Raw genomic sequence first — 22,590 nt, 5'->3', positions numbered from 1 at the left:
TGATTTAGCTTATTGGGTTTGATAGAGAGAGCCCCATAGCACGATTTCCACTATTCAACCCCCTGGCCGTCTACCCATGAAAAAAGGAGCCCCGAGGCTCCTCTTTTTCTGGGTGTTGCGGGCCCGCCTGGCTAGAACCAGAAGCCGATGATGAAGGAGCCCGCCAGGGTCAGCATCACGTTGGCCACCGCATAGGTGCCGGCGTAACCGAGCGCCGGGATGGAGCTGTTCGCGGCTTCGTTCACCACGTCCATGGCCGGGGCGCAGGTTCGGGCCCCGGTGATGGCGCCGAGCAGCAAGGCCGGGTTCATTTTGAGCACCCAGACCCCGAACAGGTAGCCGACCAGCACCGGCAAGGTGGTGACCAGCATGCCGGAGAAGAGCACCACCATCCCCACCTCGCTCAGGTGATCCAGGATGCCCCCCCCGGCCTTGAGGCCGGTGCTCACCATGAAGACGGCAAGGCCGAGATCCTTGGCCAGACGCAGGGCGCCAGGCGGCACATAGCCGACCGTCGGGTGGTTGGCCCGCAGGTAGCCCATCAGGATCCCCGCCAGCAGCAGGCCGACGGCGTTGCCGAGGCCGAACTCGATCTGGCCGAACACCAGGGAGACGGAGCCGATGAGCAGGCCCAGCACGAAGAAGGTGGCAAAGGCCACCAGATCCGTGGTCTGGCTGTGGATGCTGATGAAGCCGATCTTGTTGGCCAGCAGCTTGACCCGCTGCTTCTCGCCGCTGATCTGCAGCACGTCACCCTTTTGCAGCATGATGTTGCGATCGAACGGCATCTCGATCTGGGAGCGCACCACCCGGTTCAGGAAGCAGCCCTTCTCGGTGAGGTTGAGCTCCACCAGATGACGGCCCACCACGGCATCGTTCTTCACCACGATCTCTTCGGTGACGATCTGCAGGTCAAGCAGGTTGCGATCGAACACCTCTTTGCCGTTGCGGTAGTTGACGTCGAGTTTCTCGTGGCTCTCGGGGTAGCCCACCAGGGCGATCTCGTCCCCTTCCTGAATGACGGCATCACCGTCGGGGCTCGCCAGGATGCCGTTGCGGCGAATGCGCTCCACATAGCAGCCGGTGTGGGGATAGATGCCGGTCTCCCGCAGGGTACGCCCCCCGATCCAGGCGGCGAGCTCCGGGCCGACCCGATAGGCGCGGATGATGGGTAGGTAGGTCTTGCGGCTCTCGCTGTCGGAGAGACCCCGCTCGCGGGCGATCTTCTGGGCCTCGGTGTTGAGGTCGAGCCGCGCCAGGGAAGGCAGGTAGCGCACCACCAGCATCAATCCCACCAGCCCCACCAGATAGGTGAGCGCATAGCCGATGCCCATGTTGTCGAGCACCGACTGCATGTCGGTCTGGTGGGGCAGGTTGAGCAGGCCGCTGCGCAGGGCATCCTGGGCACCGACCAGTGCCGGGGTCGAGGTGAGCGAGCCCGCCAGAATACCCGCCGCCATGCCCGGCCCCAGATTGAAGAACTTGGCGAGCCCCACAGTCAGCAGCAGGGCGCTCAGCAGGATCACCAGGGTCAGGGTGATGTAGTGGATGCCGTCGCGCAGGAAGACGCTGAAGAAGTGGGGACCCGCCTCTATACCCACACAGAAGATGAACAGCATGAAGCCGACGTTTTCGGTGGAGGTGGAGAACTGGAATCCCATCTGGCCGAATAGCAGGGCGGTGAACAGCACGCCAATGGTATTGCCTATCTGGAAGTTGCCGATGCGGACCTTGCCCAGCAGCAGGCCGAAGGCCAATACCACGAACAGCAGCAGGGAGTCGCTTTGATGTAGCAGTGTCACGAAATCTATGGTCATGCCCGGAAAAACCGAGGAAAAAAGTGGGGCCGACATTGTGCCGGATCCCTTGGCAAGAAAGAAGCGTCAAAGCGGATCGGCAGCCAGTTAAGTGGTGTGCTCTCGGGGCGGAGGGGGGATGCGTGGGCCCTTTGGGATAAATGGCTCTATTTTACCCTGCCATCTACGGTGTCAATGAGTGATTTGTGCTGTCGGGCGGAGAGGCGGCATTCCCCCTGTGGACAATTTATTACCTGCTGCATGGGGAGCAATTGAGCATGGTTTTCAGCATTTTTCACTGGGGGCAAGGTTGGGTGACAAAGGAATCCTTAGCATCATCCGGCGAGTGCTGACCCGTGGCACGGGGGATGGCGAAAAAATACTGCGCCAGGGCGAGGGCATTGCCCTGGTTGACCCCATTTAGGGGGGAGAGCAAAAACAGCAGAAAATGGGGATAGAGGCGTGGTGGCACCGACGAAGGGAGGCGATCGTCGCCAACCTAGACGAGGCGTGGCTTTGGCCAAGTTACCCACAGAAACTGTGGATAACCCTGTTTATGAAACTTGGCGATCAGGCTGTATCCCGCGCCAATACTGGGCTGCAAGAGCTGTTCAAAAAATACCTGAAAAAAATTGTTTCTTTAAAAATCAAATGGTTATACGCAGCAGAACAAAACGCTGCTGGTCGGGAATGGGGGATCAAAAGGGGAGCGCGCCGCAAGCGAGGGCTTGTGCATTAAAATTGGCAGAGGAAAGCACTAAAGTGGATAACTTGCACCGAGATGGTGAGGAGATTGGCTCCCCCGACTGGACTTGAACCAGTGACATACGGATTAACAGTCCGCCGTTCTACCGACTGAACTACGGGGGAACATCAGGCAAGGAGGTGCATCATACAGAGGTCGTATTTCGGGGTCAATAGCCATCAGGGCAGGTAGACGGATACCCAGGGCTGTCGACTCGGGGTACACTGCTCCCTTGCCGTTTTTTGCCGGGAGTCGTCATGAGCAAGTTATTCCAGTTGGCCAGCCAATTCCAACCCGCCGGGGATCAGCCGAGGGCCATCGCCCAGCTGCTCGACGGCATCGAGTCGGGTCTCGCGCACCAGACCCTGCTCGGGGTGACCGGCTCGGGCAAGACCTTCACCATGGCCAACGTCATCGCGACCCTCAACCGCCCCACCATGATCCTGGCCCCCAACAAGACACTGGCGGCCCAGCTCTATGGGGAGATGAAGGAGTTCTTCCCCGACAACGCGGTGGAGTACTTCGTCTCTTATTACGACTACTACCAGCCCGAGGCCTATGTGCCGACCACGGACACCTTCATCGAGAAGGATGCCTCCATCAACGATCACATCGAGCAGATGCGGTTGTCGGCCACCAAGGCGCTGCTTGAGCGGCGCGATGTGGTGATCGTCGCCTCGGTGTCGGCCATCTATGGCCTGGGGGATCCCCAGGCCTACCTCAGCATGATGCTGCACCTCAAAGTGGGGGACGTCATCAACCAGCGGGACATATTGCGCCGCCTCGCCGAGCTGCAATACACCCGCAACGACATGGCCTTCCAGCGCGGCACCTTCCGGGTGCGGGGGGAGGTGATGGACATCTACCCCGCCGAATCGGACAAGCTGGCCCTGCGGGTGGAGCTGTTTGACGAGGAGGTGGAGCGCCTCTCCCTGTTTGACCCGCTGACCGGTGCCATCGAGCAGACGGTGGTGCGCTACACCATCTACCCCAAGACCCACTACGCCACCCCGCGGGAGACCATCCTGGGGGCCATCGAGCACATCAAGGAGGAGCTCAAGGGGCGGCGTGAGCAGCTGTTGTCCCTCAACAAGCTGGTGGAAGAGCAGCGCATCAGCCAGCGCACCCAGTTCGACATGGAGATGATGCAGGAGCTCGGCTACTGCTCCGGCATCGAGAACTACAGCCGCTACCTCTCCGGCCGCGCGCCGGGGGAGCCGCCGCCCACCCTGTTCGACTACCTGCCGGGGGACGGCCTGCTCATCATCGACGAATCCCACGTCACGGTGCCCCAGATCGGCGCCATGTTCAAAGGGGACAGATCCCGCAAGGAGACCCTGGTGGAGTACGGCTTCCGCCTGCCGTCGGCACTGGACAACCGGCCGCTGAAGTTCGACGAGTTCGAAGCGTTGATGCCGCAGACGGTGTTCGTGTCGGCGACTCCCGGTCCCTACGAGCTGGAGAAGTCCGGCGGCGACGTGGTGCAGCAGGTGGTGCGCCCCACCGGCCTGCTGGATCCCGAAGTGGAAGTGCGGCCGGTCAGCACCCAGGTGGACGACCTGCTCTCCGAGATCCGCAAGCGGGTAGCGGTGGAGGAGCGGGTGCTGGTGACGACGCTCACCAAGCGGATGGCGGAGGACTTGACCGAATACCTGGCGGATCACGAGGTGCGGGTGCGTTACCTGCACTCCGACATCGATACCGTGGAGCGGGTGGAGATCATCCGTGATCTGCGCCTTGGCAAGTTCGACGTATTGGTGGGCATCAACCTGCTGCGCGAAGGCCTCGACATGCCGGAGGTCTCTCTGGTGGCCATTCTGGATGCGGATAAAGAGGGCTTCCTGCGCTCCACTCGTTCGCTTATCCAGACCATAGGCCGGGCGGCGCGCAACCTCAACGGCAAGGTCATCCTCTACGGGGACACCATCACCAACTCCATGAAGGTGGCCATCGAGGAGACCGAGCGGCGCCGCGCCCTGCAACACGCCCACAACCTGGAACACGGCATCACGCCTAAGGGACTCAACAAGTCCATCGGCGATGTGATGGACATGGGGGGCAGCCGCACGGCGGGCAAGGCCGGCAAGGGGAGCCGCAAGGCCGCCGAGCCGCAAGGGGGGTACCATGCCCGCTCCGCCAGCGAGATCGCCAAGGAGATCAAACGGATGGAGGAGCAGATGTTCCAGCATGCGCGGGATCTGGAGTTCGAACAGGCGGCGGCGCTGCGGGATCAGATCCAGCGGCTGCGCGGCGAGCTGATCGAATCATGAGCGCCAGACGCTGGCTCATCTGGCGGCGCCTGCGTCGCCTCTACCTCGGCTTTCGCCATCCTGCCACCTCCTGGTGGGCGAAGGGGCTGGTGATCCTCATCCTGATCTACGGCATCAGCCCGGTGGATCTGGTGCCGGACCTGGTGCCTCTCGTCGGCTGGCTCGATGATGCGACCCTGCTGATGCTCCTGTTGTGGGGCTGGGAGAAATGCCTACCTAGCGCCGTGGTGGCCGCACTGGACAAGCTCGATTGAGGTCGCTTGGCCCAGTGCCTGGGGGGGCTGGAGCGGCAGCGGACGGGGCAGGACTGGGGGAATGGAGGGCGCCCTCTGATGCTGGATGAAAAAGGGGGCCTGGAGGCGATTGTGAGCCAGGTCTCATTGGCGTAGACTCCACGCCGTTCACTTCATGGGTACCAAAAAATGGAACTGATCCTCTTTGTCATCGACTTTATCCTGCACGTCGACGTGCATCTGAAAGAGTTGTTCGAACACTACGGCGTCTGGGTGTACGCCATCCTGTTTATCATCATCTTCTGCGAGACGGGTCTGGTGGTCACGCCCTTCCTGCCCGGTGATTCCCTGCTGTTTGCCGCCGGCGCCCTGACCGTGGACAGCGCACTCAATGTGCACACCCTGGCCGGGGTGCTGATCATCGCCGCCGTGCTTGGCAACGTGGTGAATTACACCATAGGCCACTTCTTCGGGGAGCAGCTGTTTCGCAATCCTGACTCGAAGATCTTCCGCCGTGACCATCTGGTCAAGACGCACGCCTTCTATGCCAAGCACGGGGGGAAGACCATCATCATCACCCGCTTCCTGCCCATAGTACGTACCTTCGCGCCTTTCGTGGCCGGCATGGGCGCCATGACCTATCCCCGTTTCCTGGTGTTCAACCTGGTGGGTGGTCTCCTGTGGGTGCTCTCCTTCGTCTACGCGGGCCACTTCTTCGGCAATCTGCCTGTGGTGCGCCACAATTTCACCCTGCTCATCTTCGGCATCATCGCCATTTCGCTGTTGCCCATGGTGATCGGCATGGCGAAAGCCAGGATGAATGCCAACAAGACGGCTGTCTGAACCGGACAAGGTTGATTGCAACAAAGGGGCCATGGGCCCCTTTTTGTTATTTGTGCTTGACCCATTGCCAAGGCAACCACCCAGCAGACCAGCTGGTCGCTGACGCAGGTGACGACCGCTCTCTGATGGTGCCAGGGAGAAGGTGCTGGTGGCCCAGAACGAACTGCGGAGCAGAATAAAAAGGGAGCCTTGGGCTCCCTTTTTGGATGCATCGACCGGTGTTTAGTTGCAGCAGCGGCCCTTGATGAGGTTGCCGATGGCGACCACCACGAAGACCAGCAGGTAGGCGGCAAAGATGACCACCAGCCACTGCGGCATGGAGAAGCTGAGGAATTGCCAGCTGATCTCGCTGCAGTCACCGTCCGGGAAGAACAACCAGGGGATCCACTGATCGAGCGGTGCCCAGCTGGGGAAGTCGACGAACCCTTCGCACACGTTGAAGGGGGAGGGGTTCATCTGGTAATCCACGTGCTTGAGGGCCAGTTTCAGGCCCCAGAAGGCGCTGTAACCCCACAGCAGCATGGCGCTCCAGCGTACGTACCATTTGTGGGGAGCCACCATCCCGAGCAGACCGGCGGCCAGCACGCCGAGAATGGCGATCCGCTCGTAGATGCACATCACGCAGGGGTGCAGACCCAGTACGTGCTGGAAGAAGAGGGCACACAGCTCGAGGAAGAGCGCCGACGCGGCCAGCAACCCCCAGGCCAGGCGATGGCTGGCAATACGGCGAAGAAACTCGATCATCTGATTGATCTCACGGAGAAAAAGAGTGGCTGAATTAGAGCAGAGCCCCATCTAAAAAGAAAGGGGCCGAACAGCCCCTCTCATCATCAATGTGCGGCCGGGGTCGGCAGCGGTACGGCGGCGTGATCGACCAGCCAGCCTGCGTGATAGAACCACTCGGTGGCAGGGCCGAGCAGCAGCTCCACGGCAAAGAAACCGACCAGGCCCAGCACCAGGGTATAGGGCAGAGCCATCCACACCATGCGGCCGTACGAGAGGCGCAGCAGCGGTGCCAGTGCCGAGGTCAGCATGAACAGGAACGCGGCCTGGCCGTTGGGGGTGGCGACCGATGGCAGGTTGGTACCGGTGTTGATGGCCACCGCCAGCAGGTCAAAGTGATCGCGGCTGATGGCACCGTTGATCAGCGCCGTCTTCACCTCGTTGATGTAGACGGTGCCGACGAAGACGTTGTCACTGACCATGGAGAGCAGGCCGTTGGCCAGATAGAAGAGGGCGAGCTGATCCTCCGGCTTGGCCGCCAGTACCCACTGGATCACTGGCTTGAACAGCTGTTGGTCGATGATGACCGCCACCACGCTGAAGAAGACGGTGAGCAGGGCGGTGAAGGGGAGCGCCTCCTGGAACGCCTTGCCAAGCGCGTGCTCTTCGGTGACGCCGGTGAAGGCGGTCGCGAGCACGATGACCGTCAGGCCGATCAGCCCGACTGCGGCAAGGTGCAGGGCCAGACCCGTGATGAGCCAGACGGCGATCACCGCCTGGACGATCAGCTTGGCCTTGTCCTGGGGGGAGCGCTGTGCATCCTCCTCGCGCTCATAGGCTTCCATGATGTGACGCACGGGGTCGGGCAGCCGGGTGCCGTAACCAAACAGGCGGAACTTTTCGACCAGGATGCAGGTGAGCAGGCCACAGAGGAACACGGGGATGGTGACGGGAGCCATGCGCACGGCAAATTCGCCGAAATGCCAGCCCGCCTGTTCACCGATGATGAGGTTCTGGGGCTCACCGACCAGGGTGCAGACGCCCCCCAATGCGGTACCGATGGCCGCGTGCATCATGAGGCTTCGCAAGAAGGCGCGGAACTCGTTCAGATGCTGGCGGGAAAGCTCGTCAATCTCCTCGTCGTCGTGGTGCAAGTTGCCGGACTCGTCCCGTGAGGCCACCTTGTGGTAGATGGCGTAGAAGCCGGTGGCAACGCTGATCACCACGGCGATCACGGTCAGGGCGTCGAGGAAGGCGGACAAGAAAGCCGATACCAGGCAGAAGGCGAGGGAGAGCCAGGTCTTGGAGCGGATGCGCACCAGCATCTTGGTGAAGACATAGAGCAGCAACTGCTTCATGAAATAGATGCCAGCCACCATGAAGACCAGCAGTAGCAGCACCTCTATATTGGCCACCAACTCATGCTTGATCTGGTTGGCCGAGGTCATGCCGATGAGCACCGCCTCGATGGCCAGAAGACCACCTGGCTGCAGCGGATAGCATTTGAGCGCCATCGCCAGGGTGAAGATGAACTCGACAACCAGCAACCAGCCGGCAAGGAAGGGGTCAAAGTAGAAGATGATCGGGTTGATCAGCAGGAATAAAACGATGGCAATTTTGTACCATCGGGGGGCATTGCCCAAAAAATTCTTTGTAAAAGCGCGCCCTAGGCTGATTGGCATAATGATGATTCTCTGTTCTGTTGTTGATATCTGAGTCTATGCAGCCGAGCCCGACTCGACCCGAACATCCGGATATTCACCTGTATCAGATTGATTGCACATGATTTTAATCAAGGGAGCGATAACTATAAATAAGGTGGAGAGACTTGCCCAGTGATGAAGTGCTCATCACGGCATCATTTGGTGTTGCTTGGCTCCTGAGTTGTTGCGCATCACATATTTTTAACAAAAAGATTGGGTTAATGTGAGCAGAGGACTGACCTTCTGCTTGCCAGCATGACCGGCTTTGCTATTATTCGTGAGCCTTTTTACGCACTACAACAGAGTCATTACATGGTCATAAAAGCGCAAAGCCCTGCCGGGTTTGCCGAGGAATACATCATCGAGTCCATCTGGAACAATCGCTTTCCTCCTGGATCCATTCTGCCGGCGGAGCGTGAACTGTCCGAGCTGATTGGCGTGACTCGCACTACCTTGCGCGAAGTGTTGCAGCGCCTTGCCCGCGATGGCTGGCTCACCATCCAGCATGGCAAACCGACCAAGGTGAACAATTTCTGGGAAACCTCGGGCCTCAATATCCTGGAGACCCTGGCTCGTCTCGATCAGGACAAGGTGCCGGATCTGGTGGCCCAGCTGCTGTCGGCCCGCACCAACATCTGCACCATCTTCATACGGGGCGCCATTCGCAACAACCCGGAACAGGCCGCCGAGATCCTCCGTGGGGCCGACGAGGTGGAGAACACGGCCGAAGCCTATGCGGAGTTCGATTATCGTCTCCATCACCAGCTCTCATTTGCTTCCGGCAACCCCATCTATGCCCTGATCCTCAACGGTTTCAAGGGGCTGTATAGCCGCGTCGGGCGTTACTACTTCTCCGACAAGCAGGCGCGCGAAACTGCGGATGCCTACTACAAGACGCTGCGCAAGCTGGCCGAGACCAAGGATCACGAAGCCGTGTTCATGACGGTACGCCAGTACGGCATCGAGTCGGGCAAGTTATGGACCCGCCTGCGTCAGGACATGCCGAGCAACCTGTGTGACAACTGATTGCCACGACCCCAAAAAAACGCGCCTGAAGGCGCGTTTTTTTATGCACGATCTTCTGCTGTTGCCCGTCAGGTCACGCTCTTGCGCTCCGGGCAGCGGCCTATGATGTCCGCCGCAAGCTCGCCGTTGTCCTGCTCCAGTATCACGTCGAATCCCCACAGCTGGTGCAGATGCTTGAGCACCTCGTGGCGTGACTCGCCAAGAGGGATGCGATTGTGGGGCACGTAGCGCAGGGTGAGGGAGCGATCGCCCTTCACCGCCACGTTGTAGACCTGAATGTTGGGCTCCAGATTGCTCAGGTTGTACTGGGCTGACAGGGTGTTGCGCACCTGCCGGTAACCCTCCTCGTTGTGGATGGCGGAGACCTTGAGGTAGTTCTTCAGATCGTCGTCGTCGATGGCAAACAGCTTCATGTCGCGCATCACCTTGGGACTCAGGAATTGGCTGATGAAGCTCTCGTCCTTGAAGTTCTGCATGGCAAAATGCAGGGTTTCGACCCAGTTTGTGCCGGCGTAGTCCGGGAACCAGTGTCTGTCCTCCTCGGTCGGGTGCTCGCAGATGCGGCGCAGGTCCGTGAACATGGCGAAGCCGAGGGCGTAGGGGTTGATGCCGGAGTAGTAGCGGCTGTTGTAGGGGGGCTGATACACCACGTTGGTGTGGCTGTGCAGCACCTCCAGCATGAAGCGATCGCTTATCTTCCCCTCGTCGTAGAGGTGGTTGAGGATGGTGTAGTGCCAGAAGGTGGCCCACCCTTCGTTCATCACCTGGGTCTGCTTCTGGGGATAGAAGTATTGGCTGATCTTGCGCACGATGCGCACGATTTCGCGCTGCCAGGGCTCGAGCAGGGGGGCATTCTTCTCGATGAAATAGAGGATGTTCTCCTGGGGCTCCGCCGGGTAGCGCCTGTCTTCGACCCCGGAGATCTTGTGCTGCTTGGGCAGGGTGCGCCACAGCTCGTTGACCTGGGTCTGCAGGTAGTCTTCCCGCGCCTTCTGGCGCCGCTTTTCCTCCGCCAGCGAGATCTTCTGTGGCCGTTTGTAGCGATCCACCCCGAAGTTCATCAGCGCATGGCAAGAGTCGAGCAGCCGCTCGACGGCATCGATGCCGTGTTTCTCCTCGCATTCGGTGATGTAGTTCTTGGCGAACAGCAGGTAGTCGATGATGGAGGAGGCATCGGTCCAGGCCTTGAACAGGTAGTTGTTCTTGAAGAAGGAGTTGTGGCCGTAGCAGGCGTGGGCCATCACCAGGGCCTGCATCGGCATGGTGTTCTCCTCCATCAGGTAGGCGATGCAGGGATCCGAGTTGATGACGATCTCGTAGGCCAGCCCCATCTGGCCACGCTTGTAGTTGCGTTCGGTGTGGATGAAGCGCTTGCCGAATGACCAGTGCTGATAGCCGATGGGCATGCCGACGCTGGAGTAGGCATCCATCATCTGTTCCGCCGTGATCACCTCGATCTGGTTGGGGTAGGTGTCCAGCCGATAGAACTTGGCCACCCGGGAGATCTCCTGATGATAAGTCTCCAGCAGATCGAAGTTCCAGTCAGGGCCATCGTCCAGCGGTGCTATTTTTCTCGCGGTTTCTGCCATAGGGGGTCCCTCAAGCCGCTTGCTTCTTGAACAGCTCCCGGAAGACCGGATAGATGTCCTCTACCTTGCGAATGTGCTCCATCGCGAAGTGGGCGTACTGCTCTGCCACCGATTCGTACTCGTGCCACAGGGTCTGGTGGGCTCGGGTGGTGATCTCGATGTAGGAGTAGTAACGCACCCGCGGCATGATGTCGCGCATCAGGATCTCCCGGCACTGAGGGGAATCATCCGCCCAGTTGTCCCCATCGGACGCCTGTGCCGCGTAGATGTTCCACTGGTTGGCGGGATAACGCTCGTTGATGATGTCGCTCATCATCTTGAGGGCGCTGGAGACTATGGTGCCACCGGTCTCCTGGGAGTAGAAGAACTCGTGCTCGTCCACCTCCTTGGCTTGGGTGTGGTGGCGGATGTAGACCACCTCGACATTCTTGTAGGTCCGGCTCAGGAAGAGGTAGAGCAGGATATAGAAACGCTTGGCCATCTCTTTGGTGGCCTGATCCATGGAGCCGGAGACGTCCATCAGGCAGAACATTACCGCCTGGCTGGACGGGACCGGCCGTTTGACGAAGTTGTTGAACTTGAGATCGAAGGTGTCGATGAAGGGCACCGCCTCGATCCGCCGTTTCAGCTCGCGGATCTCCTTCTCGAGCTGCGCCATCTCGGCAAAGTGATCGTTGGGCTCGCTGGCCAGCTGGGCCAATCGCGCTTCCAGTTCACGCAGCTGGCGTTTCTTGCCCGCCTGCAGCGCCATGCGGCGTGCCAGCGAGTTTTGCAGCGAACGCACCACGTTGATGTTGGCGGGCACCCCGTTGGAGGTGTAGCCCGCCCGGTAGGTTTTCATCTCCATCAGCTGATTGAGCTGGGTCTTCTGCAGCCGCGGCAGCTCGAGATCTTCGAACAGCAGATCGAGGTATTCATCCTTGGAGATCTGGAAGACGAAGTCATCCACCCCTTCTCCCTGATCCGACGCCTGGCCTTCGCCGCTCCCCTGACCGCCACCCCCTCCCTTGGGACGGTCAATCTTGTCGCCGGAGACGAACTGATCGTTGCCCGGGTGCACCATCTCCCGTTTGCCCCCCTGTCCCTGATGGAAGTGGGGCTCACCGATGTCCTTGGTCGGGATGCTGATGCTCTCGCCCTTGTCCACGTCCTGGATGCTGCGCTTGGAGACAGCATCCGAGACCGCTTGTTTTATCTGCTTCTTGTAACGGCGGATGAAGCGCTGCCGATTGACAGCGCTTTTGTTTTTGCCGTTGAGCCTGCGGTCGATAAAATGCGCCATAACTCCCCCTTGAACAGGTCAGGGTCAGGATGACTTGCGGACCCTGAGATACCACTCGGAGAGCAGGCGCACCTGTTTGCGGGTGTAGCCCTTCTCCATCATCCGTTCGACAAAGTTATCGTGCTTCTTCTGCTCCTCGGCCGAGGTTTTGCTGTTGAAGGAGATAACCGGCAGCAGCTCTTCCGTGTTGGAGAACATCTTCTTCTCGATCACGGTGCGCAGCTTCTCGTAACTGGTCCAGTTGGGGTTACGGCCTGCATTGTTGGCCCGGGCACGCAGCACGAAGTTGACGATTTCGTTGCGGAAATCCTTCGGGTTGCTGATCCCGGCGGGTTTTTCGATCTTCTCCAGCTCGCTGTTGAGAGACGCCCGGTCAAACAGCTGGCCGGTCTCGGGGTCACGGTACTCCTGATCCTGGATCCAGAAGTCGGCGTAGGTGACGTAGCGATCGAAGATGTTCTGGCCGTACTCGGAGTACGACTCGAGATAGGCGGTCTGGATCTCTTTTCCGATGAACTCCACGTAGCGCGGGGTGAGATAACCCTTGATGAACTCCAGATAGCGATCATGCAGCTCTTGCGGGAACTGCTCCCGTTCGATCTGTTGTTCCAGCACGTAGAAGAGGTGCACCGGGTTGGCGGCCACTTCCGCATGGTCGAAGTTGAAGACGCGGGAGAGGATCTTGAACGCGAAGCGGGTGGAGAGACCGTTCATCCCCTCGTCAACACCGGCGTAGTCGCGGTACTCCTGGTAGCTCTTCGCTTTGGGATCCGTGTCCTTGAGGCTCTCACCGTCATAGACCCGCATCTTGGAGTAGAGGCTGGAGTTTTCCGGTTCCTTGAGGCGCGACAACACGGAGAACTGGCCCAGCAGCTCCAGGGTGCCCGGCGCGCACTTGGCCTCGGTCAGTTCGCTGTTGAACAGCAGTTTTTCATAGATCTTCACCTCTTCCGAGACGCGCAGGCAGTAGGGCACCTTGACGATGTAAACCCGGTCGAGGAAGGCCTCGTTGTTCTTGTTGTTGCGGAACTGCTGCCACTCGGATTCGTTGGAGTGGGCCAGCAGGATGCCGTCGAAGGGGAGGGCGGAGAGCCCTTCGGTCCCGTTGTAGTTCCCCTCCTGGGTGGCGGTCAGCAGCGGGTGCAGTACCTTGATGGGGGCCTTGAACATCTCCACGAACTCCATCATCCCCTGGTTCGCCTTGCACAGGGCACCGGAGTAGGAGTAGGCGTCGGCGTCATCCTGGGCATAGTGTTCCAGCATGCGGATATCCACCTTGCCCACCAGGGAGGAGATGTCCTGGTTGTTGTCGTCCCCCGGTTCGGTCTTGGCGATGGCGATCTGGTCGAGAATGGAGGGGTTGACCTTCTCCACCTTGAACTTGGTGATGTCGCCGCCAAATTCGTGCAGTCGCTTGGCGACCCAAGGGGACATGATGGGTCTCAGATAGCGGCGAGGAATGCCGTACTCCTTCTCCAGGATCTCGCCATCCTCCTCGATGTCGAACAGGCAGAAGGGGTGGTCGTTGACCGGTGAACCCTTGATGCGATAGATGGGCACCTTTTGCATCAGGGACTTGAGCTTCTCTGCCAGCGAGGATTTACCACCGCCAACCGGCCCCAGCAGATAGAGGATCTGTTTCTTCTCTTCCAGACCCTGGGCCGAATGTTTGAGATAGGAGACGATCTGTTCGATGGCATCTTCCATGCCATAGAAGTCTTTGAAAGCGGGGTAGCGCGCAACGACGCGGTTGGAGAAGAGGCGGCTGAGGCGCGGATTGGTCGAGGTATCGATCATTTCCGGCTCGCCGATGGCTGTCAGCAGACGTTCGGCGGCGGAGGCGTAGCAGGATTTATCCTGTTTGCACATGTCCAGAAACTCCTGGATGCTGTACTCCTCCTCTCTGGCCTTCTCATACCGCTGTTGATAGTGCTCGAAGATGCCCATAACTTAGCCCTCGTTATAGTCGCTTGCCCTGAAAAAGAGTGGATCACTACTTTTGTTCTGTTTACGTCTTAAGCCTAGTCAACAGCCCCCAGTAATCCATCGCCATCATTGGTTTAAGTTTGTACGGGAGCTTCCCGATCAAGATGCGGGAAGGTGCAGCCAATGACATACCTATGTTACTGACTGTTAAATTATTTCTGCCACGACAGTGATGTAAATGTCAAAGACATAAAAAATAAATGTTTGTGTGGCAGGGGGGAGAATAGAGGGTTTACCGATCCCGTGCAGCCGCAGTGCAGGCGGTGCAAGGGATGCGAAGAAAAGAGGGTAAAAATATATTCCGCTTACGTTAACGTAATGGCTATTGTTTGGTGTTTTAGCTCTAATTTTTACATTGACGCTACATTCTGGCTGCTCTAGATTGGCCCTGTGTCGAGCAGTCATCGCTTTAGCAAGAGAGTGGGTGATTGTGCAGATACTAAGCTCTGTTTAAGCACGTTTCCGTTGGCTTGACCCTCGCAACCGCGAGGGTCTTATTTTTTCAGCGCCTGGCGATTCAGGTCTCGTCGGAATAAAGCGCGGAGACCGCGCACAGCACGTCGGCGAAGGGGTGCGCCGCGAGTTGTCCAAAGCCCGCCAGCTGCCTGGCCTTGAGGCGGGTGGTGAGCGGGGTGGCGATGCCGCACAGGAAGCGCGTCAGTACCCGGGGCGAGCGCTGGTGGCTCAGGGCGACAAAGGGATCGCACCAGGCGCGCAGACCGTGTTCGTTTGGCAAGGGCGCAATGGGCTCCGGGGGCAGCTTGGCGACCTCTCCCCGGCAGACGGAACAGTGCCCGCACCGCTCGGGCGCCGCGTCGTCGGCAAAATAGCGGGCCAGTGCGTGGCTCAGGCAAGCTGTCGACGAGAAGAACGCCAGCAGGGCCTGCAGACGGCCCAGCTCGCTCTGCTCTTTCTTTTCAAACAACCCATGGAGCTCTTCAGCCAGTGTCACCGTATCGATATGCTGGCGTAGCACCCGATATACCTCGGTCATCTGTTTGCTTTCCAGCTCGATCCAGCCCTGCTGCTGCAGATAATCCAGCGCCGCCGCGGCCCGCTGGCGTTCCCCCTGATATCCCTGCCACAGCGCATCGAAGTCCATGGTACACCAGGTGCGCGCCTGGGGGGCGCACGCAAACAGCTGCTCCAGAAACTGGCGACGATCGGGATTGAAACGGGCGAGGATCTCCCGCTTTTCCAGCACGAACTTGAAACGGTACTCGGCAAAGTAGCTGTAGGCTGGCGCTATGATGCCCGCCATCTCCAGATAGACCAGCAGGGTCTTGAGGGGCAGCTGGCGGATGTTGGTCTCGTTGGAGAGGCGCAGCAGACTGAACTCCCACTCGCTGCCGCTTTGCAGCAGGATTTCGAGCAGCGTGACGATGGCCGAGCGATCCGGGGTGTCACCATAGACAAAATTCTCCAGCACCGGCAGCTGGGTACGGCTGGCCAGGACGGTACAGCGGGAGGGGAGGCCGTCGCGCCCGGCACGGCCGATCTCCTGGCTGTAGTTCTCGATGGACTTGGGCAGATCGTAATGAATGACCCGGCGAATGTCGGCCTTGTCGATACCCATGCCAAAGGCGATGGTGGCGATGATGCAATCGATCTGGCCGGTCATGAAGTCGTGCTGGATCTGGCTGCGCAGGGCGGGATCCAGCCCTGCATGGTAGGCGCACGCCCGGATGCCGCTGGCCTGCAACTGCGCGGCGCACTGCTCTGCGCTGTGTTGCAGGGTGACATAGACGATGGTGGGGGCACCGGGATCCCGGTGCAGCTCCTCGCGCAGCCAGTTATCCCGTGCACGCCCGGCCAGCGGGAGCACGGCCAGGTCCAGGTTGGGGCGATAGAAGCCGGTTACGACCAGATCCTCCCCGTCGATAGCGAACTTCTCCTGCATGTCGGCCATGACTGCCGGGGTGGCGGTGGCGGTCAGCAGCAGCACCTGGGGAATGCCGAGCTCGCGGCGATGATCCGGCAACTTCAGGTAGTCGGGGCGAAAGTTGTGACCCCACTCCGAGATGCAGTGGGCTTCGTCCACCACCAGCAGGGAGAGGGGTACCTGGGCGATGAAGCGGCGAAAGCGTTCGTTCTTGAGGCGCTCTACCGAGATCATCAGGATCTTGAGCTGGCCATCGCTGGCCTGCTGCATCACGTGCCGGCTCTCTTCCACCGTCTGGCTGGAGTCCAGGGTCGCGGCCGCGATCCCCTTGCGCTGCAAGAAGGCGAGTTGATCGTGCATCAGCGCCAGCAGGGGGGAGATGACCAGGGTCAGGTGCGGCAGTGCCAGAGCGGGCAACTGGTAGCAGAGGGATTTGCCAGCCCCGGTCGGGAAGATGGCCGCCGCACTCTTGCCCGCCAGCAGACGGCTGATCACCGCCTCCTGACCCGGGCGCAATTGATCGAAGCCGAAGTGTCGTGTCAGCAGAGAGGTGATCATGGCAAGGCTCCTTGACAAAGGGCGCCATCATACCACTCCTGGGCCCCCGTGACCGAGGATCGGACTGGTTTGGTGACATTTCAACCGGCGTTGATATTGTGTTATCACATTGTTGTAGATTTTTTGTGAGGTAACCCTGATATTTTTCAGTGATTATGTGGAAAAAAACGATGGCAGATGGGATATTCCTTGTCCGCAACCCCACGCGAACGGGACAGCTCCACCAGAAGAGCTGCCCACGGCGCCACAGTCATCGGACCGGTACCAATGCGCGGGGCTGGTTGCCAACAGGACTAATGATTCACGCACCATGAGTGCACAGGGACTACTTGATGACACAACAACACCCCCTCATTCGACTGGTCAACAGCACCAGTCTGGTTAGCCAGATCCTGGTCGGTCTGGTATTCGGTATCCTCCTTGCCATGTTCATGCCGGAATGGGCGAAGGCGGCGGGCCTGCTTGGCAGCCTGTTCGTTGGCGCCCTGAAGGCCGTCGCACCGCTGCTGGTCTTCGTGCTGGTGATGTCGGCGATCATCGGCCACAAGCAGGGTCAGAAGACCAACATGAAACCTATTCTGCTGCTCTATGTGCTGGGTACCTTCCTGGCGGCAGCGGTGGCCGTGGTCGCGAGTTTCCTCTTCCCTTCCGACCTGCACCTGGTGGCCGGCAACGCCGAGATCACGCCGCCGGGCGGCATCACGGAAGTGCTGCAGACCCTGCTGTTCAACGTGGTGACCAACCCGGTGAAAGCGCTGCTGGACGCCAACTACATCGGCATCCTGGCCTGGGCCATCGGCCTTGGCATCGCCATGCGCCACGCCAACGAGAGCACCAAGACGCTGATTTCCGATCTGTCCCACGGGGTGTCTACCATCGTCAAGGCCGTGATCCGTTGCGCCCCGCTCGGCATCCTGGGCCTGGTCGCTTCCACCCTGGCCGAGACCGGCTTCGACGCACTGTTCGGCTATGCCCAGCTGCTGGTGGTGCTGATCGGCTGCATGCTGTTCATCGCCTTCGTGGTCAACCCGCTCATCGTGTTCTGGAAGATCAAGCGCAATCCCTATCCGCTGGTGCTGACCTGCCTGAAAGAGAGCGGCGTGACCGCCTTCTTCACCCGCAGCTCCGCGGCCAACATCCCGGTCAACATGGCCCTGGCCGAGAAGCTGCGCCTGCCGGAAGATACCTATGCGGTCTCCATCCCGCTGGGGGCCACCATCAACATGGCCGGCGCCGCCATCACCATCACCGTGCTCTCCATGGCGGCAGTGCACACTCTGGGCATGGAAGTGGATCTGGCGACGGCCATTCTGCTCTCCGTGGTTGCCACCGTGAGTGCCTGCGGCGCCTCCGGTGTGGCTGGCGGCTCCCTGCTGCTGATCCCGCTGGCGTGCAGCCTGTTCGGCATCAGCAACGACATCGCCATGCAGGTGGTGGCTGTCGGTTTCATCATCGGGGTGTTGCAGGATTCCGCCGAAACGGCCCTCAACAGCTCCACCGACGTACTGTTCACCGCAGCCGCCTGCATGGCCGAGGATGAAAGCCTGCTGGACGCCGCTCCGGTCCCCAGCCGCGAAGTCTGATCTTCTCGTTTTAAACGAGATGCTGGCGCCCTCCTCGGAGGGCGCTTTTTATTGTCTGCCCTCTGCCCTCTGCCATGTGTCATCAACCATCTGCCTTCAACCTCAGCGCGGTCAGTCCCTGACCACTTCGTAGGATGTGCTCCCGGATCTTTCCTGCATCGCCCCGGTTTTGGCTATGGGGCTGATCACGGCGCCTGGTCGAGGGGCTTGCCAGGGGGCGAGGGCCTGTGCTGGTGAACCCAAAAGGCTCCATGCCACAGACCCGAAAAGCGATTTGACCTGGACTGTCGTGAGGACAGACGGTTTGCCGATGCCTGAGTGCCTGCCCACTCTTCTATCAGATCCGTCGACCTGAATCGGGGGTGACGGCAAGCGCCACTGGAGCGGTCCGCGCTGGCGGGAGGCGTCCGCGATCTAGTGTCTTCCGCCAGTTTTCTTTGCCCGGTCACGCCTTTTTGTGAAAATGTCCGGCGCTTGTACTTAGGTAGAGGGTGCGATGGTGGCGTGGCGGCAAGAGGGAGATGCGAACGGATGGGATAGGCGTGGGAAGATGGCAAGGGTCTTCGTTGCCTGTGATGGTGTCAGGGGGGCAGGGGCTGCAATGGGTTGGAAGACGGGGCGGGAAGGCTCGCCTTGACAGGCGCTGCAATAAACACAGCCCGGCAGACTGAGCCTGCCGGGCTGTGGGGGATGAGTCGGGCCAGGGTGGCCCGACGCTATCGAGGGCGGGATTAGCCGACCAGCTGATAGAGGATGGCGGAGATGGCGATAAGACCCATGACTGCCACGAAGACGTTGCTGATCTGACCCTGGTATTTCGCCATGGCCGGTACGCGCTTGATGGCGTACATGGGCATGAGGAACAGGATGGTGGCGATGATGGGGCCACCCAGGGACTCGATCATCCCGAGAATGGAGGGGTTGATCACGGCCACGCCCCACAGGGTCAGGATGAAGAAGGCGATGATGAACAGCTCGATCTTCTTGTGGTTCGGCTCTTTGCCAGAGTTGCGCATGTTCTGGACGATCATCCCTTTCAGGCCTTCACGGGCACCCAGATAGTGACCGAAGAAGGAGGAGACGATGGCCACGAAGGCAACCAGCGGACCGAAGTAGGAGATGATGGGGCTGGCATGCTGGTTGGCCAGGTAGGAGAGCACGGCGATGTTCTGGGACTTGGCTTCTGCCAGCTGGGCTGGTGTCAGGCTCATCACGCAGGAGAAGACGAAGAACATCACGAAACCCAGCAGGATGACGGCGGTGCGCTTGAGGATGGCGTCGGACTTGGCGACGGCATTGTCACCGTGATCGCGACGCTGGGCCAGGGCGAAGCTGGAGATGGCCGGGCTGTGGTTGAAGGAGAACACCAGCACGGGAATGGTCAGCCACAGGGTGGTGGCAAAGTCCTTGGCGCTCGGCACTTCGCTCAGGGCCGCGCCGGTCCAGTCCGGAATGAGGTAGAGGGAGATACCGGCCAGAATGGCGATGAGCGGGTAGACCAGGAATTCGGTGACCTTCAGCATCAGCTTCTCGCCAGCCAGCATCACGGACATCATGGCCATGATCAGCACGATGGAGAGGATCCAGCGCGGTGGCGGCGTCATCTGCAGCTGGTTGACCAGGAAGCTTTCCACCGTGTTGGTGATGCCCACCCCGTAGATCAGCACGATGGGGTAGATGGCGAAGAAGTAGAGCAGGGTGATGAGCTTGCCGGCACCGATGCCGAAGTGCTCTTCCACCACCTCGGTGATGTCTGCGTTGGGCTGCTTGGAGGAAAGTACGAAACGGGCCAGGCCGCGGTGAGCCAGGTAGGTCATGGGGCCGACCAGCAGCGCCATCACGACCAGCGGCCAGAAGCCACCCATGCCGGCGTTGATGGGCAGGAACAGGATGCCAGCACCGACTGCGGTACCGAACAGGCTGATCACCCAGGTGGAGTCTTGCTTGCTCCAACCACGAGCTTGGGTAGAGCGAGTTCCTTGCTCCTGTACGGCTGCAACATCCTGTGCGCCAGTGACTGTATTGGACATGTGTCTCACCCCGAATGTGTGGTTTTAATTAGTCGGCGCAAGAATACTGTCTTTTTAATCAAAAATGTTGATCAAATTCACCTTTATCAGGTCGAAACCCGTACTTTCTTGTAGAAATGTGATCAAAAGAATAAAAAATCAAAATTTATTTATCATATGCAATGTTATTTGAGTGTTAATTGGATAATTTCTCGCCCACATAAGTTATCAATATGTTGCTCTGACAGGTGCTGGGCCAACTGGCGGATCATGCTGGCGGTGGCGCCCCAGATGAAGGAGTTGCCCCAGGGGATCCAGTAGATGGTGTGGTGTCTGCCCGATCGCGGCAGGGTCAGGGCGATGTGATGGGCCGAGTTCAGCACGTGGCTCAAGGGCACCTCGAAAGCCTGCGCGACCTCATCCTGGCTCAGGGTCAGGCGATAGCCGGGATCGAGCATGGCCAGCACCGGCAGCACATCGTAGCGGGAGACGGTGTTGAGGGGGGTGAGACTGCCGATGACCCGGATCTGGGCGGCGGGGATGCCGAGCTCCTCCTCGGTCTCCCGCAGTGCCGTGTGGATCAGACTCTCGTCCTCCGGATCCTGGCGTCCGCCGGGAAAGCTGATCTGACCCGGGTGGTGGCGCAGGGCCGGGCTGCGCCGGGTCAACAGCAGGTGGAGGCCCCGGGGGCGCTCTACCAGGGGCATCAAGACCGCCGCTGGCTTGAGCCCCCCCAGCGCCAGGCGATGGGCGGGGGCGGGGCGTTGCAGCAGGAAGCGGGTCAGCAGCTCGGTGCGCGTCATCTGAATGTGGTCCTCCTCTGCTCTTGGGTCTGCGGTGCCGCATGCCAGATTCATAGCGTGCCCAGCAGCGGCAGGATGCGGGCCACCTTGTCGTAGGTCTCCTGATACTCGGCGTCCGGGTCGGAGTCGGCAATGATGCCGCCCCCGGCCCAGCAGTGGAGGTGGCCGGTTTCGGCGATCAGGGTGCGAATACAGATGCTGGTGTCCATCCGCCCATGCTGGCTCAGGTAGCCGATGCTGCCGCAGTAGGCGTTGCGTCTGTGGGGCTCCAGCTCCTCGATGATCTCCATCGCCCGGATTTTGGGGGCGCCCGTGATGGAGCCGCCGGGGAAACAGGCACGCAACAGATCCACGCCCTGCCAGCGGGCATCGAGCTCACCGTGAATGGTGGAGACCAGGTGGTGCACCGCAGGGAAGGACTCCACGGCAAAGAGGTGTGGCACGGTAACGGTGCCCGGGCGGCTCACCCGGCCGATGTCGTTGCGCAGCAGATCCACGATCATCAGGTTCTCCGACCTGTCCTTGTCCGCGTGGGCTAGCTCGTCCGCCACCCGGGCGTCTAGCTCGGGATCCGGATGGCGGGGGCGGGTGCCCTTGATGGGTTTGGTTTCGATATGGCGATCGTCGAGCAGCAGAAAGCGCTCGGGGGAGAGGCTCAAAATGGCGCTCTGGGGCAGGCGGAAAAAGGCGGAGAACGGCGCCTTGTTGGCGGCACTGAGGGCGCAATAGGCGGACCACTCGTCTCCCTCATAGGGGGCGCTGAAACGCTGGGTCAGGTTGATCTGGTAGCAGTCCCCCGCCGCCAGATAAGCCTGGATGCGGGCAAACTTGTCGCCATACTCGGCCCGGCTCATGTTGCTCTGCCAGGGGCCCAACAAGCCAAAGGGGCGCGTCTCCTGAGCGGTTTGTGCCATCAGCCACGCCAGCCGGCGGTCGAGTCCGGTCTCGTCCCCCCAGTGCACCAGCTGCCAGCGGTCGGTCGCCACGTCCCGCAGCAAGGCCCAATCGTAGATGCCCATCGCCATGTCGGGGACCTGGATGTCCCTTTGGGCCTGTGTGGGCAGACGCTCGAATCGCCGCCCCAGATCGTAGCCGAACAACCCCAGGGCTCCCCCGATAAACGGCAGGCCAGAGTTATCCTCCACCTGATCACCGAGCAGGGCCTGCTGGGTATCGGCGAGCAGGGCGAGGGGATCCTCGTGGTGGTGGCTCAGGTGCCCAGCCTGGGTGAGGCTGGTGCTCTCACCCCGGGTCTCCAGGGTGGCCAGAGGATCAGCACTGATGATGTCAAAGCGGTTGTCGGCCCCCTGGGGGCCGGCGGATTCCAGCAGGATGGCCCAGGGCTGGTGTTGCAAGCGGGCAAACCAGGTGTGGAGCGAGGCTTGCGGGTCGAAATGGTGGATATGCAGTCTTGGTTTCATTTTTTGTTACATAGGCAACAGTTTGCACCCGGCTCCCTAGCCGGTTCGGGTGGTCAAGCGTATCATGGCCGCCGGCATTTTTAAGAAAAACACCGTTATAAAAACACGCCGTAGTCTGCCGGCTCCAGGTGCATTTGC

Annotated in this window: 16 protein-coding genes and 1 tRNA gene; 6 read left to right on the top strand and 11 right to left on the bottom strand. The window is 60.1% G+C overall.

Going from position 1 to position 22,590, the window contains the following annotated elements; all coding sequences use genetic code 11:
* Nucleotides 1–131: 131 nt before the first annotated feature.
* Nucleotides 132–1,817 (bottom strand): aspartate:alanine antiporter, encoded by a 1,686-nt coding sequence (locus BN1136_RS07695; protein WP_029314601.1) that lies wholly within the window; start codon nucleotides 1,815–1,817, stop codon nucleotides 132–134.
* A gap of 535 nt (nucleotides 1,818–2,352) precedes the next feature.
* Here BN1136_RS07695 and BN1136_RS20480 point away from each other — a divergent pair.
* Nucleotides 2,353–2,535 (top strand): hypothetical protein, encoded by a 183-nt coding sequence (locus BN1136_RS20480; protein WP_231557847.1) that lies wholly within the window; start codon nucleotides 2,353–2,355, stop codon nucleotides 2,533–2,535.
* Between the two features lie 55 nt (nucleotides 2,536–2,590).
* On the opposite strand, the gene BN1136_RS07690 is transcribed toward BN1136_RS20480, so the two are convergent.
* Nucleotides 2,591–2,666, bottom strand: a tRNA-Asn gene (locus BN1136_RS07690).
* Nucleotides 2,667–2,798: 132 nt separating this feature from the next.
* Here BN1136_RS07690 and uvrB point away from each other — a divergent pair.
* From uvrB to BN1136_RS07675, 3 genes are all read left to right on the top strand, one after another.
* Nucleotides 2,799–4,811, top strand: a complete 2,013-nt coding sequence (gene uvrB, locus BN1136_RS07685; RefSeq protein ID WP_043760112.1) for an excinuclease ABC subunit UvrB — start codon at nucleotides 2,799–2,801, stop codon at nucleotides 4,809–4,811.
* A complete protein-coding gene (locus tag BN1136_RS07680; protein ID WP_043760113.1) occupies nucleotides 4,808–5,065 on the top strand; it encodes a YkvA family protein in 258 nt (85 codons plus the stop codon). The genes uvrB and BN1136_RS07680 overlap by 4 nt, the downstream gene beginning before the upstream one ends.
* Before the next feature lie 168 nt (nucleotides 5,066–5,233).
* Nucleotides 5,234–5,887, top strand: coding sequence for a DedA family protein (locus tag BN1136_RS07675; RefSeq protein WP_043760116.1), 654 nt, complete (start codon nucleotides 5,234–5,236; stop codon nucleotides 5,885–5,887).
* Between the two features lie 222 nt (nucleotides 5,888–6,109).
* On the opposite strand, the gene dsbB is transcribed toward BN1136_RS07675, so the two are convergent.
* Both dsbB and nhaB read right to left on the bottom strand, forming a co-directional pair.
* Nucleotides 6,110–6,631: a disulfide bond formation protein DsbB gene (dsbB, locus tag BN1136_RS07670; protein ID WP_043760117.1), complete on the bottom strand. Its 522-nt coding sequence runs from the start codon at nucleotides 6,629–6,631 to the stop codon at nucleotides 6,110–6,112.
* 86 nt (nucleotides 6,632–6,717) lie between these two features.
* Complete coding sequence (nhaB, locus tag BN1136_RS07665; RefSeq protein ID WP_043760118.1) at nucleotides 6,718–8,292, bottom strand: Na(+)/H(+) antiporter NhaB; 1,575 nt, start codon at nucleotides 8,290–8,292, stop codon at nucleotides 6,718–6,720.
* Between the two features lie 333 nt (nucleotides 8,293–8,625).
* Here nhaB and fadR point away from each other — a divergent pair, with 333 nt between their 5' ends.
* Nucleotides 8,626–9,339 carry a fatty acid metabolism transcriptional regulator FadR gene (gene fadR, locus BN1136_RS07660; protein WP_043760120.1) on the top strand — a complete coding sequence of 238 codons (714 nt, stop codon included), beginning with the start codon at nucleotides 8,626–8,628 and terminating at the stop codon, nucleotides 9,337–9,339.
* A 68-nt stretch (nucleotides 9,340–9,407) separates the two neighbouring features.
* Here fadR and BN1136_RS07655 read toward each other — a convergent pair whose 3' ends face one another.
* From BN1136_RS07655 to BN1136_RS07640, 4 genes are all read right to left on the bottom strand, one after another.
* Nucleotides 9,408–10,928 (bottom strand): SpoVR family protein, encoded by a 1,521-nt coding sequence (locus tag BN1136_RS07655; protein WP_043760122.1) that lies wholly within the window; start codon nucleotides 10,926–10,928, stop codon nucleotides 9,408–9,410.
* A 10-nt stretch (nucleotides 10,929–10,938) separates the two neighbouring features.
* Nucleotides 10,939–12,210, bottom strand: coding sequence for a YeaH/YhbH family protein (locus tag BN1136_RS07650; RefSeq protein ID WP_043760125.1), 1,272 nt, complete (start codon nucleotides 12,208–12,210; stop codon nucleotides 10,939–10,941).
* Between the two features lie 24 nt (nucleotides 12,211–12,234).
* Nucleotides 12,235–14,157 (bottom strand): PrkA family serine protein kinase, encoded by a 1,923-nt coding sequence (locus BN1136_RS07645; RefSeq protein ID WP_043808309.1) that lies wholly within the window; start codon nucleotides 14,155–14,157, stop codon nucleotides 12,235–12,237.
* A gap of 556 nt (nucleotides 14,158–14,713) precedes the next feature.
* A complete protein-coding gene (locus tag BN1136_RS07640) occupies nucleotides 14,714–16,636 on the bottom strand; it encodes a RecQ family ATP-dependent DNA helicase (protein WP_043760127.1) in 1,923 nt (640 codons plus the stop codon).
* Between the two features lie 332 nt (nucleotides 16,637–16,968).
* On the opposite strand from BN1136_RS07640, the gene sstT reads away from it, so the two are divergent.
* Nucleotides 16,969–18,219, top strand: a complete 1,251-nt coding sequence (sstT, locus tag BN1136_RS07635; RefSeq protein ID WP_043760129.1) for a serine/threonine transporter SstT — start codon at nucleotides 16,969–16,971, stop codon at nucleotides 18,217–18,219.
* Nucleotides 18,220–18,950: 731 nt separating this feature from the next.
* Here sstT and BN1136_RS07630 read toward each other — a convergent pair.
* From BN1136_RS07630 to pabB, 3 genes are all read right to left on the bottom strand, one after another.
* Nucleotides 18,951–20,249, bottom strand: a complete 1,299-nt coding sequence (locus BN1136_RS07630) for an HAAAP family serine/threonine permease (RefSeq protein WP_043760131.1) — start codon at nucleotides 20,247–20,249, stop codon at nucleotides 18,951–18,953.
* A gap of 164 nt (nucleotides 20,250–20,413) precedes the next feature.
* Complete coding sequence (locus BN1136_RS07625) at nucleotides 20,414–21,031, bottom strand: CoA pyrophosphatase (RefSeq protein ID WP_043760135.1); 618 nt, start codon at nucleotides 21,029–21,031, stop codon at nucleotides 20,414–20,416.
* Between the two features lie 50 nt (nucleotides 21,032–21,081).
* Nucleotides 21,082–22,452 (bottom strand): aminodeoxychorismate synthase component I, encoded by a 1,371-nt coding sequence (gene pabB, locus BN1136_RS07620; RefSeq protein WP_043760137.1) that lies wholly within the window; start codon nucleotides 22,450–22,452, stop codon nucleotides 21,082–21,084.
* Nucleotides 22,453–22,590 lie beyond the last annotated feature (138 nt).

This window comes from Aeromonas taiwanensis (genome assembly GCF_000820165.1).
Taxonomy (GTDB): Bacteria; Pseudomonadota; Gammaproteobacteria; order Enterobacterales; family Aeromonadaceae; genus Aeromonas; species Aeromonas taiwanensis.
The sequence above is the reverse complement of the archived record's forward strand: the minus strand, read 5'-3'. Positions and strand labels throughout refer to the sequence as shown.